We start from the raw sequence: 17,773 nt of genomic DNA on the forward strand, positions 1-17,773 counted from the left end.
ACTACGCAATTAAATGAAATGAGGGGCGAACCTGTGTGTTCGCCCAAAATAAATAGGATTCGTCGTAAAAAATTGTCAAAATTTCCACCGCATTTTATTTTTAGGCAAATAGAAGTGCGGTGGAAAAAGCGTGATTTTGAGTGGGCGGACACATAGGTCCGCCTCTACGATATGAAATTATTGCGCGATTACACAAATAATTTTGACTATTTTTGTAGATAAACATAGCAAATTGTAGGGACGAACCTGTGTGTTCGCCCGAAATAAATAGGATTCGTCGTAAAAAATTATCAAAATTTCCACCGCACTTTTATTTTTAGCCAAATAGAAGTGCGGTGGAAAAACGTGATTTTGAGTGGGCGGACACATAGGTCCGCCCCTACGATATGAAATTATTGTGCGATTACACCAATAATTTTGACTATTTTTGTAGATAAACATAGCAAATTGTAGGGGCGAACCTATGTGTTCGCCCGAAATAAATAGGATTCGTCGTAAAAAATTGTCAAAATTTCCACCGCACTTTTATTTTTAGCCCAATAGAATTGCGGTGGGAAAGTGCGATTTTTTTGAGTGGGCAGGTTTATAGTTCCCCTTGGCAATTGATATAATTCACAAATTGATGAGAACCACGAAATGAACATCTTAATAATTGGCCCCTCCTGGGTTGGCGATATGATGATGTCGCACAGTTTATATCAATGTTTAAAACAGCAATATGCTCACTGTCAAATTGATGTACTTGCGCCCAATTGGTGTCGCCCTCTGTTAGAAAGAATGCCAGAGGTGCGTCAGGCTCTTCCAATGCCCATTGGACACGGCACTTTTGGCTTGAAAGCACGCTATGAAATTGGAAAAGGTTTAAGAAATCAATATGATATGGCAATTGTGTTGCCAAATTCGCTCAAATCTGCGTTTATTCCAGTGTTTGCTAAAATTGCGTGTCGCCGTGGTTGGAAAGGGGAAAGCCGTTATTTCTTTTTGAATGATTTACGTGCAAATAAAAAAGATTACCCTATGATGGTGCAACGCTATGTGGCATTGGCCTATGAAAAAAATGCTGTGCCGACCGCTTCGCAAATGCGCTTTCCTTATCCTTATTTACAGGTAAGCAGCCAGCAAATTGAGCAAACCAAAGGTCATTTTCACGCGCAACTTGCACAGGCGCAACATCGCCCTGCTATTGGTTTTTGTCCGGGGGCAGAGTTTGGTCCAGCCAAGCGTTGGCCGCATTATCATTATGCCGAGCTTGCACAAATGCTCATTGAAAAAGGTTACAGCATTCGCCTCTTTGGTTCAGCGAAAGATGAGCAAGTGGGGGAGGAAATTCGTACCAGTTTGCCTGAAAATTTACAGCCTTATTGCTTAAATTTGGCAGGGCAAACAAGCCTTAATCAAGCGGTAGATTTGATTGCAGATTGTCAAGGCGTGGTAACCAATGATAGTGGTTTGATGCACGTTGCGGCGGCAGTGCAACGTCCACTTGTGGCACTTTATGGCCCAACAAGCCCACAATATACGCCACCATTATCTCACCAAGCGGTGATCATTCGTTTACAAAAAGGCGGATTAGAAAAAATTCGTAAAGCTAAAGATAGTGCCGAAGGCTATCACCAAAGCCTTATCGACATTACCCCAGCAATGGTAATGGAAAAATTAAACGAAATTTTACCGCACTTTGAACAGGCATAAATAAGGCATAACAATGCGAATTTGCTTAGTGAAAACCTCCTCAATGGGGGATGTAATCCACACATTGCCCGCATTGACGGATGCACAAAAAGCTTTGCCTAATTTGCAAGTGGATTGGGTGGTGGAAGAAAATTTCGCGGAAATTCCCGCTTGGCATTCTGCGGTGAAGCGCGTGATCCCGATAGCGATTCGCCGTTGGCGTAAACAGCTTTTACAACGCAACACGTGGCAAGAATGGCAAGCCTATCGTCAATTACTCCAACAAAATCAATATGATGCAGTGATTGATGCGCAAGGTTTAGTAAAAAGTGCGTGGTTTGCTGTGCGCCTAGCGCAAGGGATAAAGCACGGTTACGACAAACAGTCCGCACGCGAACCTTTGGCAGCATTGTTTTATGATAAACACTATGCCATTGATTATCAGCAACACGCGGTAGAACGCATTCGTCAGTTACTTGCACAGGTCTTGGATTATAGGTTGCCGAACCAGCAAGGGGATTATGGCATTGCACAGCATTTTGCCGTGCAACAAAGCGTGCCGCCTTATGTGTTATTGATTCACGCCACCACTCGTGCGGATAAACATTGGTGTAATCAAGAATGGAAAAAATTAGCACAAAATCTCACCGCACTTGGTTTTGCTGTGCATTTGCCTTGGGGCAATGAAAAAGAAAAACACACCGCCGAATGGATCGCGCAAGGCATTGAAAATGCCGTTGTTCTGCCTAAAATGTCCCTCACCACACTCGCCCAACAGATTGCCAATGCCAAAGCGGTGGTTTCTGTGGATACGGGATTAGCTCATCTCAGCGCCGCCTTAGATAAACCTAACCTCACCCTTTATGGCGCGACCAATCCAGAGTTAATCGGCACTTATGGCAAAAATCAATATCACTTACAAGCGCCAACAATGGCACAGATTTCTGCTGAAAAGGTAATGGAATACTTACGTCCCGTACTTTAGTGGGATGTTAATGCTGCTTGCAAGCGCCCTTGATTTTTGCTTAATAATTGTACCGCAGTGGGATAATCCACATCTGCCAGTAACATCAATATTGCTACTTTGGCGTTATTATGGGCTACGTTGAGGGTTCGCTCTGCCTGTTCAGCTGTGCAATCCGTTGCTTGCATTACGATACGCACAGCTCGCGCCACTAATTTTTGATTGCTCGCTTGCACGTCCACCATTAAATTTTGATAGCATTTCCCCATTAGCACCATACTGGCGGTAGTGAGCATATTCAACACCAATTTTTGTGCTGTGCCAGATTTTAACCGACTTGAGCCAGTGAGTACTTCCGCGCCGACGACTGTGATGATGGCAATCTCTGCGATTTGTGTCATTGGCGAATTCGCATTGCTGGCAATGGCAACGGTTGTTGCCCCTAAGGCGTTGGCATAATCCAAGCCACCTAGCACATAAGGCGTGCGTCCACTGGCGGCAATCCCGACAAGAATATCCTTTTTGTTAAAATCAATTTCTCGCAAATTTTCCACCGCACTTTGTGGATTATCTTCCGCCCCTTCAATAGGATAGCGTAAAGCCCGTTCGCCCCCAGCAATAATGCCTTTTACCATTTCGTGAGAAACACCAAAGGTAGGTGGACATTCTGAGGCATCAAGCACGCCTAAGCGCCCACTTGTGCCTGCGCCAAGATACACTAACCGCCCCCCTTGCTGAAAGGCTTGCACAATTTTTTCCACCGCCCTAGCAATTTGTGGCAAGCATTTCTCAATAGCCTGTGGCACGTTTTTGTCTTCTGCATTCATTAACTGCACAATTTTTAACGCAGAAAGCTCGTCTAAATTCATTGAATTTGGATTGCGTTGTTCTGTTGTAAGCTGAGAAAGTTGATTGAGTAATCTGTTGTCTTTCATTTTTTTATCTCTTGGGTTTCGGGCGAACACATCGGTTCGCCACTTGGGTAAAGTGCGGTGAGAAAATCACTATTTTTTGCCGCGATAATTTTTTTGTTTATCTACAAAAAGCTTAAAATAACTTCTTTAAATCATATCTCGTAGGGGGGAACTGTGTGTCCGCCCGTTTAAAAACCTCTTTTTTAATCGCGGTTTATTTTGTCAAAAACAAAAGTGCGGTAGAAATTCTGACGGTTTTCCTGCGATTAAATTTTTGGTTTCGGGCGAACACATCGGTTCGCCCTACTGGGTTTTCAGGTTTTCCTGATTTAATCATCTTTAGGATAAATCACGCCTAAACTCACTGCCTTTGTTGCCCCTGTTACACTCGGTTGGTTAGAGGGTAAATTATGTATTCGGCGATAGGCTAACCACGCAAAGGCTGCGGCTTCTAAATAATCTGCGTCTAAGCCGTAGTCTGTTGTGGTGGCAATTTGCCATTCAGGAAGTAAACGACCGAGATGCGCCATAATAACAGGATTTTTCGCACCACCGCCACAAACGAGTAATAAGCAGGGAAGATCATTGTGTTGGCTTAAATGCCGTAGCTCTTGTGCCGTGCATTGTGCGGTAAATTCTGCCAGCGTAGCTTGCACATCTTGCGGAGGCAGTGCGGTATGTTTTTGCAGAATTTTTTCTAGCCAAGTGAGATTAAATTGCTCTCTCCCCGTGCTTTTGGGTGCGGGTAAGGAAAAGTATGGATCAGCCAATAACGCTTGTAATAGAGCTGGGTAACTTTGTCCTGAAGCCGCCCATTCGCCATTTTTATCATAGCTTTTTCCTTGATGTTTCGCGATCCAACTATCTAGCAACGCATTGCCCACGCCCGTGTCGTAACCTAGCACGGGCTGGTTTGGAATAAGCACAGAAATATTGCTAATCCCACCAATATTTAACACCACGATATTTCGCGTAGGATCAGCAAACACATTATGGTGAAAAGCAGGCACAAGCGGTGCGCCCTGTCCGCCATAAGCCATATCTTTACGGCGAAAATCCGCCACAGTGGTAATGCCTGTGCGAGCAGCAATAATATTGGCATCACCCAATTGCCAAGTAAAGGGCGATTGCCCTTGCGGTGCGTGCCAAATGGTTTGCCCGTGGCAACCCACCGCCTGAATTTGTTCTGCACGGAGAGAATGTTTTGCCAAAAACTGGTTGATGCTTTCCGCATAAAGTACGCCAAGTTGATGATCGAGTTCACCAATATGGTGTAGGGTGCTTTGTCCAGAATGTAAAAGTGCGGTGAGATTTTCTCGTAAATTTGGTGGCATTGGCACAAAATCGGTGGCAATCACCTGAGCAGATTGAGCAGAAAAATCCATCAGTGCGAGATCAACGCCGTCAAGACTGGTGCCAGACATTACGCCAAGGTAATAATGAGGGAGCATAAACTTTTCCATTGAAAATTTGAATTGGCGATATTCTATTATAAAATAGCGCAGATTTTTATCTTAAACCGACAGAACAAGGATTTTTATGAACAAGTTAAGTGTAGTGATTTTGGCAGCGGGCAAAGGCACAAGAATGTATTCCGACTTGCCAAAAGTGTTGCATAAAGTCGCGGGTAAGCCAATGGTGAAACACGTTATTGATACCGCGAAACAGCTCAATGCCGATAATATTCATTTAATTTATGGCCACGGCGCAGAATTATTACAACAACACCTTGCCGATGAAAATGTAAACTGGGTGCTACAACCCGTGCAACTTGGCACAGGACACGCGATGCAACAGGCTGCGCCCTTTTTCGCCGATGATGAAAATATCGTAATGCTTTATGGCGATGCGCCACTTATTACGGCGGAAACGTTGCAAAAATTGATTGCAGCGAAACCAGCAAATGGCATTGCCTTATTAACCGCGCATTTAGCAGATCCAACTGGCTATGGGCGAATTATTCGTCAAGCGGGGAATGTGGTCGCCATTGTAGAACAAAAAGATGCCAGCCCAGAACAGTTGGCGATTCAAGAAGTGAATACGGGGGTAATGGTTTCCAGTGGTGCGAGTTTCAGAAAATGGCTAGCAAAATTGGATAATAACAATGCACAAGGCGAATATTATATGACCGATGTGATTAAATTTGCTAACCAAGACGGTTGTAAAGTGGCGGCAGTGCAAGCGGAAGATTTAATGGAAGTAGAAGGCGCGAATAACCGCTTACAACTGGCTGAGCTTGAGCGGTATTATCAACGTAAACAAGCAGAAAAATTATTGCTTGCGGGGGTAAGTTTGCGTGATCCAAACCGTTTTGATTTGCGTGGCGAAATCACCCACGGTAAAGATGTGGAAATTGACGTGAATGTGATTATCGAAGGCGTCGTAACATTAGGTAATCGTGTAAAAATCGGCGCGGGTTGTGTAATTAAAAATTGCGTGATTGGCGATGATGTGGAAATCAAGCCTTACTCGGTATTTGAAGATGCAGTCATTGGGGAAAGCGCGCAAATTGGACCTTTCTCAAGAATTCGTCCCGGTACAAAACTTGCCGCACAAACCCATATCGGCAATTTTGTTGAAGTGAAAAAATCACACATTGGCAAAGGCTCTAAAGTGAACCACTTGAGCTATATTGGCGATAGCGAAATTGGCGCAAATTGTAATATTGGGGCAGGGACGATCACTTGTAATTATGATGGTGTGAATAAATTCAAAACCGTGATTGGTGATGAGGTGTTTGTCGGTTCAGACAGTCAACTTGTTGCTCCCGTTACTATCGCGAAAGGGGCAACCATTGGCGCTGGTACAACGGTAACCAAAGATATTGCGGAAAATGAACTGGTGATCTCACGCGTTCCACAGCGTAATATTCAAGGGTGGAAGCGCCCAGAAAAACTTGCCAAAAAATAACTGGTTTACTTCATTGCTTATTACGATGATTTTTTAGTCAAAAGCGATTTTCTCACAGCACTTTACCCAGTAGGAGCGAACCGATGTGTTCGCCCGAAGCCAAGGAATTAATCGCGGAAAAATCGTCAAAATTTCTACCGCACTTTTGTTTTTGACAAAATAAAGCGCGATGAAAAAAGAGATGTTTAAACGGGCGGACACACAGGCCCGCCCCCATGAGATATGATCTAAATAAGTTATTTTAGGGTTTTGTCGATAAACAGAGACAATTATCGCGGCGAAAAATAGCGATTTTCTCACCGCACTTTATCCTGTAGGGGCGAACCGATGTGTTCAGAAATCAATCGAGGAAAAACCGTCAAAATTTCTACCGCACTTTTGTTTTTGACAAAATAAAGTGCGATGAAAAAAGAGATGTTTAAACGGGCGGACACACAGGTCCGCCCCTACGAGATATGATTTAAATAGGTTTTTTAGGCTTTTTGTAGATAAACAGAGAAAATTATCGCGGCGAAAAATAGCGATTTTCTCACCGCACTTTACCCAAGTGGCGAACCGATGTATTCGCCCGAAGCCAAGGAACTAATCGCGGGAAAACCGTCAAAATTTCTACCGCACTTTTGTTTTTGACAAAATAAAGCGCGATGAAAAAAGAGGTTTTTAAACGGGCAGACACACAGGTCCGCCCCTACGAGATATGATTTAAATAGGTTATTTTAGGCTTTTTGTCGATAAACAGAGACAATTATCGCGGTGAAAAAAAGTGAAAGTGAACGGAACATCTCGTCAATCTTTTTGACTAAATAGCGATGCCGTTATGCAACGTTCATCAACAATAAGTAATGATGCCCTGCGATAAAGTGCAGTGCATTTTATCGCTGTTTTTATTTTTAATGATCGAAAGGAAAGTTTATGACAACTGAAAATGCTCAAGCCGCAGAAAATACGGTGGATATTCAAGCGCAAACCTCAGCGTTAATTGATAAAGTTCATTCAATGGATATGAACACGCTCTTGAATGATTATGTGATCCCTTATGGTACAAAAATTTTGCTTGCCATTGCGATCTATGTGATTGGTAAAAGTATCGCTCGCTTGCTCAGCCGCTTGCTTGGTAAAGCTGTATTACATTCTACTAAAGACGAAATGTTACACAGCTTTGTCTCATCAATCAGCTATTTTTTATTCCTCTTAATGGTGATTATTGCCGCACTTTCACAGCTTGGTATCAACACCACATCCCTTGTTGCATTAATTGGCGCAGCAGGTTTGGCGATTGGTTTAGCCTTACAAAATTCCCTCCAAAACTTTGCCGCTGGGGTAATGATTTTAATCTTCAAACCTTTCCGCAAAGGGGATTTAATTGAAACGGGTGGCGTTTTAGGTTCAGTGGAACAGATTGGTTTATTAGTGCTTGAACTGCGTACCGCAGACAACAAAACGGTGTTAATTCCAAATGGTAAAGTGTTTGGGGATAGCATTACCAACTATTCTAGCAACAGCACACGCCGTATTGATTTTATTTTCGATATTGCCTACAAATCCAATATTGAACAAGCAAAAGCCATCGTAGCAAACATTTTGGCACAAGATCCACGCGTGTTGAAAGATCCTGAGCCAACCATTGCCGTGGGCGCGTTAGCGGCAAACAGTGTGCAACTGGTCGTTCGCCCTTGGGTAAACACGGCGGATTACTGGGCAGTGCATTTTGATGTCACTGAAAAAGTCAAACTTGCGTTTGATGAGGCGGGTATTGAAATCCCATTCCCACAAATGAATATTCACTTACCTGAAAATGCTGAATTGAAGGTTGAACAGAAGTAATCTTCTTATAAAAGAAAAAACGTATTTGGCTTTTGCTCAAATACGTTTTTTTATATCCATTTTTAACATTCCACATTTTTTACTGATGTAAACCTCGGGACTTTTGGCATTCTTAATTGAATACGTTCGCGGTTGATTTTTAGCGCCTGTTCCGTGGGCTGATAATCTTGCCATAGGCTAGGATCTAGGGGTAAATCCGCCGACCAAAAATATTGTACGTTAAAACCACGCGCTTGGCATTCTTGGTGTAATAAGTCATAACGTTTTTTTAGAAAGGCGAGCTTATTGAAGAAAAATCGAACGTGTCCTTCACCTAATTTGTAGTCTGCTGGTTGCCCTGTGAGGTTGTATTTCCCTTTTGCAACCGCATTGGGAATACGAGTGAGTTCACGATGCTCAGCAAGCAAGTGCTGATCACAAAGTTCTTGTGGTGGGACAACATTGATCCTTGTCATTGTTTCTCCTTACTTATGAAAAAGTTAAGCTCAAATCAATCTCTTTTAATAATTTGTTTTCAGCGATGAGATCATTTCGTACTAATGGATTCTGTGCTAAATAATTTGTGTCAAATTGGATTGTCCATTGGGCTAAAGTGCGGTCGATTTTGAGTGAATTTTTTTCACTTAATACCGTGGCTTGGCGGGATTTATTGAGCAAAATTGCTAAACGCAATAAACGCACAAGGGCGAGGATATCTTGCTCAGCATAACGAGAAAATTTAGTGAAATCCGTTCGTTTGATGTTGTTGATTTGATAGCGTACTAAGGTGGTGAGCAAGCGTTGTTGCTCTTTATCAAAGCCGGGCAGTTCCATATTTTGTAGAATGTAGGCAGAGTGCTTTTGCAAGCCTTTATGATTGATGACAATGCCCACTTCGTGTAGTCGCGCCGCCCAAAGTAGAATTTCCACCATTTCTTCTTGTAATGTACTGTTTTGCCAAGTGTGATACTGCTCCGCAAGCTGTTTGGCGCATTGATAGACCCGTTCAGATTGTGCCACATCAAGGTTAAATTGTTCTGCAAGGGCAAGGGCGGTGCGCTGGCGGATATTACTTACTTGGAAATTTTTTTCTAGGCTATACATTACGCCTTCACGTAATGCCCCGTCGGAATAACGCATTTGCTCAATACCGAATACTTCAAATACCGCCGTGAGAATGGCAAGTCCCGGTACGAAAACGTCTGCACGATCTTCGTTTAAACCGTCTAAATGTAGATCGTCAAAATGGGCGACTTGCAAGACTTTCTCGCTGAGCTGGGCTAAACGCTGGGCGGTGATAATTCCGTTGGGGTCAAGATTTGCACTAATGACTTGATAGACGGTTTTAATCGTTCCTGATGATCCTAGAACCGATTGCCAACCTAATTTGCGATATTCAAAAGCCAAATCTTCAATTTTATTCACCGCACTTTGTTTTGCGCGCTGAAAGTTTTCGGCAGAGATTTGTCCTTGAGGGAAGAATTTTTTGGCAAAGCTCACACAACCCATATGGCGACTTTCTGCAATCAGTGGATGAAAATCATCGCCGATAATCATTTCTGTTGAGCCACCGCCAATATCTACGACAAATTTTCGCCCTGTTTCTGGTTGTGTGTGAGAAACGCCAGCATAAATGGTTTTCGCTTCCATTTGTCCTGTGATAATGTTAATTGGGTAAGGAAAAACCTGCTCGGCTTGGCGTAAAAATTCTGCATTATTGACGGCGGTACGTAGGGTGAATGTTCCCACCACATTGACATTTTCAGCCTTAAAACCTTGTAGCCGTTCAGCAAAGAGGGCAAGACAATTGACTCCACGTTGAATCGCCTCTTGGCTTAAGTGATTATTTTCATCTAGCCCTTCAGCAAGTTGAACTTTTTGTTTGAGGCGTGAAAGCACTTGGATTGAGCCATTAATAATGCGGGCGATAATCATATGAAAGCTGTTTGAACCCAAATCAATGGCTGCGATTTCCCGTGCTTCGCCACGCTGATGTAAATAATCAGAGGCTTTGGTTAGAAGGTTTTCGTTATTCATAAAATTGCCCTAAAATTCAAAATGATAAAGTAGATCAAAGGCTTGATTTACCCCTGAAACAGATTGTAAATAAAGCTGTGGTAACAATTTGTAGCGTACCGTAAATTCAGCTAGGCCGTCAAATAAGCCCACACCGTATTTAAGCTGTAGGCGTGGGGTAATGTTACCGCTGACAGTCACTTTTGAACTATCGCCCACCCCTTGCGTGCCTAGACTGAGGTTTTGAACGCCAAAGGCCTCACCAATTCCGCCAACCAATTTTCCACTTTTCGCTAAGCCCATACCAAGTAATGCCGCCCCGATCGAACCACCCGAACCGGCCTCTCCACTATTTTCTAGTGAACGCCCTGTTAGTAAATAAGAAAGGGCTTCATCTTGTGAACTTGCTGGATCAGAAAACACGGTAACTTGTGGCGTTGTCGCTAAGCCGATCACTTTTACCCCAGCGGTAATGTTGCTATTTTCCATCGCCGTTGGATTGCGAATCGCCTCAATATTTAACATCGGCTGGGAAGGCAAGCCAGAAAAACTAATTTGTCCTTTACGGATTAATAAATCTTGCCCATAGGCGGCATAGCGTCCATTTTTGAGATAAATTTGCCCGAATAACCCCAATTTTCCTTTATCTTGTTTAACTGAAAGCAAGCCGTTTAAGCTCGTGTTTAAGCCGTAAGCGTTGAGGGTAACATCATTACCAATACTAATTTTCAGATCAGAACGAATCTCCATACCGCTTTTCGTACGTGCTTTAATTTCACCGTTTTTTAGCCCCACTTTGGTTTTATCCGGGCCGTCTAAAATCACTTCATCGCTACTCACCGCAACGGCGCTGTCGGGTAATTGTTCAATGGCAATTCTTGCCCAAGGAATATCGACTGTACCAGAAATATCTAGCAGTTTTGGATTGGCGTTGAGTTCTACATTTGGGCTAATTTTTAATTTTGCCATTGATGGAATATTCACATTAAAGCGATCCGCTTTCGCCTGCACGTGGGTGTTCCAATGATCTATATCCTTCCAATCGGCGTTGCCCGTAATGTCTAAACGGCTTTCGGGACTTTCCACATAGCCTTGTAACGTCGAACGATTGCCGGCAAAACGCATAGATAAATTACCATCTTTAATAGTAAATGGCAGAGATTTCATCGTTGCAGTGAGATGGTTTACATCAAAATTACCGTGAATCAGTGGGCTATTGAGATTGCCACCGAAAGTTAAGTCGGCTGCAATTTCACCCTTTACCTTTTCACCACTGGAAAGCAGTTGATTGGCTAAATTGAGGTTTAAACGATGAATACTCAAGCTTCCTCCTAAGGTACGAGATTTGGCTAAATCTTGTAATTTTAGGTTGCTGGTCACTCGCCCCTGATCCGCTAAATCAATGGCGGAATCTAAATTCAGGTTGTTGTTTTCCATTTGTGCGTTAATATCCACTTTTGGAATGGCAAGGTTAAAGGTGCGATAATCAATTTTCTGCGCCACAGATAAATGATTGCCCGTTACTTGCACATTCAGCTTAAGTGGTTTATCACTAAACCACGCCACCGATCCCTGACTTTGTAATTGCCCTTTGATCTGCGTTTGGTTTTGTTCTTTATCTAATAATTTGTTGATTAGTGCTAAATCTAATTTACGCACTTGGAATGGCACCTCACCGTTTTTTCCAGCGGTGAAAGTTTGTGGAAAACACAGTTCAATATCACTGTTTAACCAACAATGTGAGGAAACGGTAGCTGCAATCTTATTTTGATTATAATTTACAGTAATTCCTTGATTTGTCTGCCATTTCCCAACAGGTGATTGAATATCTATGCCGCTAATTTGTCCTTTCCAGTTTTGTGAAGTGCGGTCGAAATTTCCCACAATTTTTAGATTGGCTGCCACGGGTTTGCCTTGTGATTGCAGTTGTAGTTGGTGATTTTTTTCATCGCCCGATAACGCAAGGGTTGCTTGGTTAATGGCTACATCAGCATATTTCAAGCCTGCGACATTGGCATTTAACTCACCGCTAATGATTTGATGTGAGCGAATATCCCCTTTAATCGCGAATTTATTCAGCTGTAATTGTTGGAAGTGAATATTGTTACCTGTTAAATCCACGCTTAAATTTGGCTCGCGAATATCCCCTTTTAATTTGGCATAACCAAATAAGGTGGCAGAAAGTTCAGGCAATAAACCACGTAAATTTGGTGCGTGAATATCAAGGGATAAATCGGATTGTTGGCTAATTTCCCCTTGCATTGCAATGCGGTTTTCACCGTAATTAAGTAACAGATTTGGCACACTTAACCATTTGGTGCTATCCGCACTCAGTTTCCCTTTTAGGCTTAATGGCTGGCGTGAAAGCGTACCGTTAATTGTTAAATCTGGTACTTGAATAGCCCAATTTTGCTCGTCAATTTGTCCTTGTGAGCTGAAATTGCCTGACAACAACGCTGGCATTGATGGTAAATATGGGGTGAGATTTAATTGTGAAAAATCCACCGCACTTTGCCATTGCACGCCTTTTTGCCAGTTTACTTCACCGCTTAGATGAGCATTACCTTGTAAGGCATTAAGTTCAAATTGTTCAATACTTACCTGCCAAAGTTTACCGTGAAGTTGGCTTGCCAGCTGTGTTTTTGGGGCGCCCATTCCTGAAACCTCTGCATTAAGCTGAGCGTGGTAAGCAAGCAAATCTCCGTTGAGATTAAGCATAACATTTTGTACTTTGAGTGGATCTTTTTCTTTTTTATCAAAAGGATACTGTAAGTTTTTACTCGTTAATTTGAGATCAAAAGGTGTTTTTTCTTGGTTGAGTGCGATATTCCCCACCAGCTCTGCATTAATATCCCCTTTGCTTTGCAAATGAAGTTGCGTTTGCCCACGCAATTTTCCAGAAAGTTGCACGTTGAGATCCGCTTGTGGGATTGTTAATGGTGCATAGCCTTTCAGTTGGCTATTAAGTTGAAAATTAAGAGGAAAATCTTCATCCAGTTGCATTGTGCCTTGCCCTTCTAACGTTCCCACTGAGCTTGTGATATTCAGGCTCTGCAGTTGAATTTGATCGCCTGTGGCATCGGCTTTTATTTGTAACGAAGGGACATCAATCTGTTGTGCATCAGCGGGTGTGGATTCATTTTTCGCCGTGTTATTTTGGCGGTTAAAATGGGGTTGATATTGCCAGTTTTTACCTTGAATATCCGTAATATGCAAATCGAAAGGCAGTTCAATTTTGCTTAAATTGGCAAGCAATGCGGGGGTAAGTGTCTGTTCTAGCTGTTGCCAATCAATGGTTTGCGCCGTTGGTTTGGTTGATTTTACCGCGATTTTTTCTGCGTTTTTTTCTTCTTCTGATAAGGCGTAAGTTTGCACTAACAAATCATTAATGTATGTTGGTGCAAGGGTAAAACCGCTTTCATTATTTAGGCTAAGTGCGGTGGAAAAATGAGCTAAATTGATTTGTGTTTGATCGATATTTAACGCTAAATCCTGCACTTGCACATTATCTACTTGTACTGCCACAGGGAGGTGGATTTTTTTCATTGGGCTAGGATTGTTATCCTTTTCTTCTGAAGGCGGAAGCCGTGAGGTATCAATCTGAATTTTCGGTTGTTGAATGCTGAGATCATTCAGGCAAATTTTGGCTTTTAACAAGCAAGCTAAATCCAGTTGCAGATGGGCTTGTTGAACTTGAGTATCGATGCCCTCTGACTGAAATTTCACATTATGCAGGGTGAGTCCATTTTGCAAGCCGCCTTCCACTTGCTCAATAGAAAGGCTATCCATAAGTTTATCAACAAGCTGAATAAGACCGCGCTGACCTTGGCTAGTCGCAAGAGTGGCAAGCAAGACAAAAATGGGTAAAAAAATCACCGCACTTAGGCATAGTAACATTCGCCATAGGGAACGTTTTTTCTTTGGTGAAGGGGATTGTTCCGTCTGATTTTCTCCGCTTTGCTGTTCAGCAGTTTGATGTTGTGTCTCTTGGCTGGACGGCATTGGTTGTTGCGTTTCTTTTGTCATTTTTTCTGCCTATAATTCTGAACCTAACCCAATGTAAAATTGCACATTTTTACTTTTGTCTTTATCCCGAACGGGCGTGGCAATATCCAATTTTACTGCGCCAATTGGTGATGCCCAACGTACCCCGATGCCTGCGCCATAACGTAATTCATCAACGGAGTACGTATTTGCTGCAAGCCCTGTATCCGCAAAGGTGGCGAGCCACCAGTTTTCATAAACTTGGTATTGATATTCCAAACTTCCAGCCATAAGGTGAGTTCCCCCTATAAGCTGTCCATCAGAATTTTTAGGTGAGATTTTTTTATAGCCGTAACCACGCACACTGCGATCGCCCCCAGCAAAAAAACGAAGTGCGGGGGGAATTTTCTCAATATTTTTGGTGTGCAACCAACCAATTTCACCTCGTAAAACAAATCGATGATTATCGGCAAAGGTACGAATCCAAGCGCTAGACGCCTGAATTTTTAAGAAATTTGCATCAGAAAGCCATAATTTACGTCCTAAATCCACCGTCAAACGCTGTGCATCGCCCCAAGTGGGGAATAATCCTCCTTTTAAGCGTGTTCGGCTGATTGAGCCTGTTGGGTAAACCAGCCACGTTCTATCAGAATGATCGGCTTGGGTAAAAGAATCATAACGTACACGCAATCCTAGTGCGTGTTGCCAGCCAGAAACGCGATTCCAATAACGTAATGCGGCAAAGGTGCCTGACGACGTTTCGGTATCATTTGTTTTTTCACGTTCATAACCGGTGGAAAATTCATAATAATAACGTAGGGGATTTTTTAACAATGGCATTTTATATACCGCTTCCACCGTTTGTTTCGGTGCAGAAGCATACAGATTAAAACGGAAGCTATGCCCACGACTGTTGATCCAAGGTTTTGTCCAGCCCCATTGGAAACGAGGTCCTACATCGGTGGAATAACCGATACCGAGATCCATCGCATTTTTTTTGCGTGGCGTGAGTAACACATCGACATCAACGATTTTGTTTTTTTCATCAAGGTGAGGTTGCACTAACACGGAGCTAAACCAGTTAGTCGAGGTATAATCATTGGTAAAGTTTGAGAGATCATTAATTAAATAAGGTTGCCCTTCTTTAATTTCCATCATATTACGCAAATAATCTTCGCGAATTTGTGAGCGTTCAAAGGTAAACTTGCCGAAGCGATAACGTTCGCCACTATCAAAAATAATCTTCCACCAGCCTTGATAGGTGGAAGGGCGAACTAAAAGCTGGGAAACATTAAAATCTGCATCGAAATAGCCTCGGGCTAGGGCTAATTGTTGTAATTCACTTTTGTAATCTTCGTATTTGGAGTGATAAAGCAATTCCCCAAGTTTGGGTAATTTTTTATTCAATGCTTGAAAAGTGTCATCTTCCTTTGCTTGTCCCAAAATTTGAATATCCATTCCCGTCAGCAAAACAGGTTTACCTGCATTGACATCGGCGATGAGAACAGGGCGTTTTCCCCCTTTCGCAGGTTGCAAGGTGAAATCAATATTAATGTTGTAATAGCCGTAAACGCGCAAGGCTTTTTTGATCGCTTCGCTTACGATATATTGATAGCGTTCTGAACCATCGGCTTCTTCAGGATCGATCATCTTGGTGTAAATATCGACATTCTCAATGGCTTTTACCCCTTTTACACCAATGACTTTGAGATCGACAGTATGCTCAGCGTAAACATTTAGACTGGTTAAAACACAAGTCGCCAGCAAACTCAGCACACTGAGTGAATGGCGTTTTTTCTGCTGTAATAATTTCATAATGTTCCCCAATAATCTTGTGTTAGTTTACGTTTTCGCAATGTGCTTCGCAAATATTCAACGCTAAAGTGCGGTATTTTTTAGTGAAATTTTTTGTTATTTTGATAATACTGTCTATGAATGTACTAAATGGCGTTTGCGGATGCCTAAAAGTAGCAAAGTACCGCCATAAATCAGTGCGGCGAGTGCGATGAGCCACACTAGCCAGTGAATACGCTGAAGCAATGCCATTTGTTGCCACTGAATTAAACTTGGGCAATAGTGCCAAACCACAGCCCCCATTATTAGCCCAGCGGTAAAAACTTTGACAAAAAACACCGCACTTTGTTTACTAAAGTGATACACATTGGCTTGCGCCAGACCACGGTAGAGTAAATAGGCATTTAAGGTAGCAGACATTGCCGAGGCAATGGCAAGGCCAACATAACTAAATGGAATCGCAAGCAGGTTGAATGCCATATTGCTCACCATCGCAATAATACCGATTTTCACCGGCGTTTTGGTATCTTGACGGGCATAATAGCCATTGGCCAGAATTTTGATTAGCATAAAACTGAGTAACCCCATATTAAATGCCCATAAAGAATAAGACGCGGCTTGCACATCAGAAAATAAAAATTCACCGCGCATAAAGAGAACGAGTAACATTGGTTGGGCGAGTACTCCGATGCCAATCATTGCTGGCACACCAAGCAATAAAATCATTCGCACTCCCCAATCCATCGTGTTACGAAAATCCAGCGCACTTTTTTCTGCATTATCTGTACGATTAACGTGGTGGCGCGCGAGTGTTGGCAAAATCACAGTAGAAATCGCAATACCAAATAACCCAAGAGGAAATTCGAGCAAGCGATCGGAATAATAAAGCCAGCTGATGGATCCTGTCATCAAGAAACTGGCGATAAAGGTATCAAGCAATAAATTGATTTGACTGACGGAAACCCCGAATAAGGCTGGGAGCATCAGTGTGCGGATTTTTTTTACCCCTTCATCATTCCACGCCCATTTCGGTTTTACTAATAATCCCGCTTGTTTTAAAAAAGGCAATTGAAATAAAAACTGCAACAAACCACCAATAAAGATCCCAATGGCAAGCGCAAGATCTGGGCTGGCAGTGTGGGGGGCGAGGAAAAGGGCGGCGCAAATCATTGCAATATTAAGTAACACGGGCGAAAATGCCATTACACCAAATTTACCTAGCGTGTTTAAAATTGCCCCCGATAAGGCAACAAAGGTAATAAACCATAAATAAGGAAAGGTAATTTTGAGTAACAGCGAGGCTTGCTCAAATTTCACCCCATTTACCCCATCATTCAACCAATCAATAAACCAGCCCGTGCCGAAAATGGCGGCAACCACTGGAGAGAAAACCATCGCAAAGGCGGTAACAAGGGTGACTAAGCCCCCTAATGTTCCCGATACTTTACTGATAAATTGTTGCGTTTTGTTGAGATCACCTGTTTTTTGGTATTCTGCTAAGACAGGGACAAAGGCTTGGGAAAATGCCCCTTCAGCAAATAAACGGCGTAAAAAATTAGGGATACGGTTGGCGAAAAGAAACACATCAGCACTTAAACCCGCCCCAATAATGTGGGCGATAATCACATCTCGTACCAGTCCAAGCACGCGAGATAATAAAGTCATTGTACTGACGATAATGCCAGATTTTAATAATCGTTTACTCAAAATTGCTTTC

At 42.6% G+C, this 17,773-nt stretch carries 11 protein-coding genes; 4 read left to right on the forward strand and 7 right to left on the reverse strand.

The window, feature by feature from the left end:
- The first annotated feature begins 636 nt into the window (after positions 1-636).
- Both waaF and rfaC read left to right on the forward strand, forming a co-directional pair.
- Positions 637-1,692: a lipopolysaccharide heptosyltransferase II gene (gene waaF, locus L4F91_RS00240; RefSeq protein WP_395896597.1), complete on the forward strand. Its 1,056-nt coding sequence runs from the start codon at positions 637-639 to the stop codon at positions 1,690-1,692.
- A gap of 13 nt (positions 1,693-1,705) precedes the next feature.
- Positions 1,706-2,656 carry a lipopolysaccharide heptosyltransferase RfaC gene (gene rfaC / locus L4F91_RS00245; protein WP_395896599.1) on the forward strand — a complete coding sequence of 317 codons (951 nt, stop codon included), beginning with the start codon at positions 1,706-1,708 and terminating at the stop codon, positions 2,654-2,656.
- Here the strand turns inward: rfaC and murQ are convergent.
- Together murQ and L4F91_RS00255 are read right to left on the reverse strand one after the other, a co-directional pair.
- Complete coding sequence (gene murQ, locus L4F91_RS00250) at positions 2,653-3,570, reverse strand: N-acetylmuramic acid 6-phosphate etherase (protein WP_395896601.1); 918 nt, start codon at positions 3,568-3,570, stop codon at positions 2,653-2,655. The two genes, rfaC and murQ, sit on opposite strands and share 4 nt — an antisense overlap.
- Positions 3,571-3,878: 308 nt before the next feature.
- Positions 3,879-5,000: an anhydro-N-acetylmuramic acid kinase gene (locus tag L4F91_RS00255; protein WP_395896603.1), complete on the reverse strand. Its 1,122-nt coding sequence runs from the start codon at positions 4,998-5,000 to the stop codon at positions 3,879-3,881.
- Positions 5,001-5,088: 88 nt separating this feature from the next.
- On the opposite strand from L4F91_RS00255, the gene glmU reads away from it, so the two are divergent.
- The gene (gene glmU / locus L4F91_RS00260; protein WP_395896605.1) at positions 5,089-6,459 is read left to right on the forward strand and encodes a bifunctional UDP-N-acetylglucosamine diphosphorylase/glucosamine-1-phosphate N-acetyltransferase GlmU; all 1,371 of its coding nucleotides are present in this window, start codon (positions 5,089-5,091) and stop codon (positions 6,457-6,459) included.
- Between the two features lie 912 nt (positions 6,460-7,371).
- A complete protein-coding gene (locus L4F91_RS00265) occupies positions 7,372-8,283 on the forward strand; it encodes a mechanosensitive ion channel family protein (protein WP_265762512.1) in 912 nt (303 codons plus the stop codon).
- Positions 8,284-8,345: 62 nt separating this feature from the next.
- Here the strand turns inward: L4F91_RS00265 and L4F91_RS00270 are convergent, their stop codons facing one another.
- The 5 genes from L4F91_RS00270 to murJ all read right to left on the reverse strand — a co-directional run bounded on the left by L4F91_RS00270 (position 8,346) and on the right by murJ (position 17,763).
- The gene (locus L4F91_RS00270; protein WP_250363769.1) at positions 8,346-8,738 is read right to left on the reverse strand and encodes a pyrimidine dimer DNA glycosylase/endonuclease V; all 393 of its coding nucleotides are present in this window, start codon (positions 8,736-8,738) and stop codon (positions 8,346-8,348) included.
- A gap of 13 nt (positions 8,739-8,751) precedes the next feature.
- The gene (gene ppx, locus L4F91_RS00275) at positions 8,752-10,299 is read right to left on the reverse strand and encodes an exopolyphosphatase (protein WP_395896607.1); all 1,548 of its coding nucleotides are present in this window, start codon (positions 10,297-10,299) and stop codon (positions 8,752-8,754) included.
- A gap of 9 nt (positions 10,300-10,308) precedes the next feature.
- Positions 10,309-14,304, reverse strand: a complete 3,996-nt coding sequence (locus L4F91_RS00280; RefSeq protein WP_395896609.1) for a translocation/assembly module TamB domain-containing protein — start codon at positions 14,302-14,304, stop codon at positions 10,309-10,311.
- Between the two features lie 9 nt (positions 14,305-14,313).
- Positions 14,314-16,077 (reverse strand): autotransporter assembly complex family protein, encoded by a 1,764-nt coding sequence (locus L4F91_RS00285; RefSeq protein ID WP_395896611.1) that lies wholly within the window; start codon positions 16,075-16,077, stop codon positions 14,314-14,316.
- Positions 16,078-16,191: 114 nt separating this feature from the next.
- A complete protein-coding gene (murJ, locus tag L4F91_RS00290; protein ID WP_395896613.1) occupies positions 16,192-17,763 on the reverse strand; it encodes a murein biosynthesis integral membrane protein MurJ in 1,572 nt (523 codons plus the stop codon).
- Positions 17,764-17,773: the final 10 nt, after the last annotated feature.

Origin of the sequence: Avibacterium sp. 20-126, assembly GCF_044358625.1 — a bacterium.
Lineage (GTDB): Bacteria > Pseudomonadota > Gammaproteobacteria > Enterobacterales > Pasteurellaceae > Avibacterium.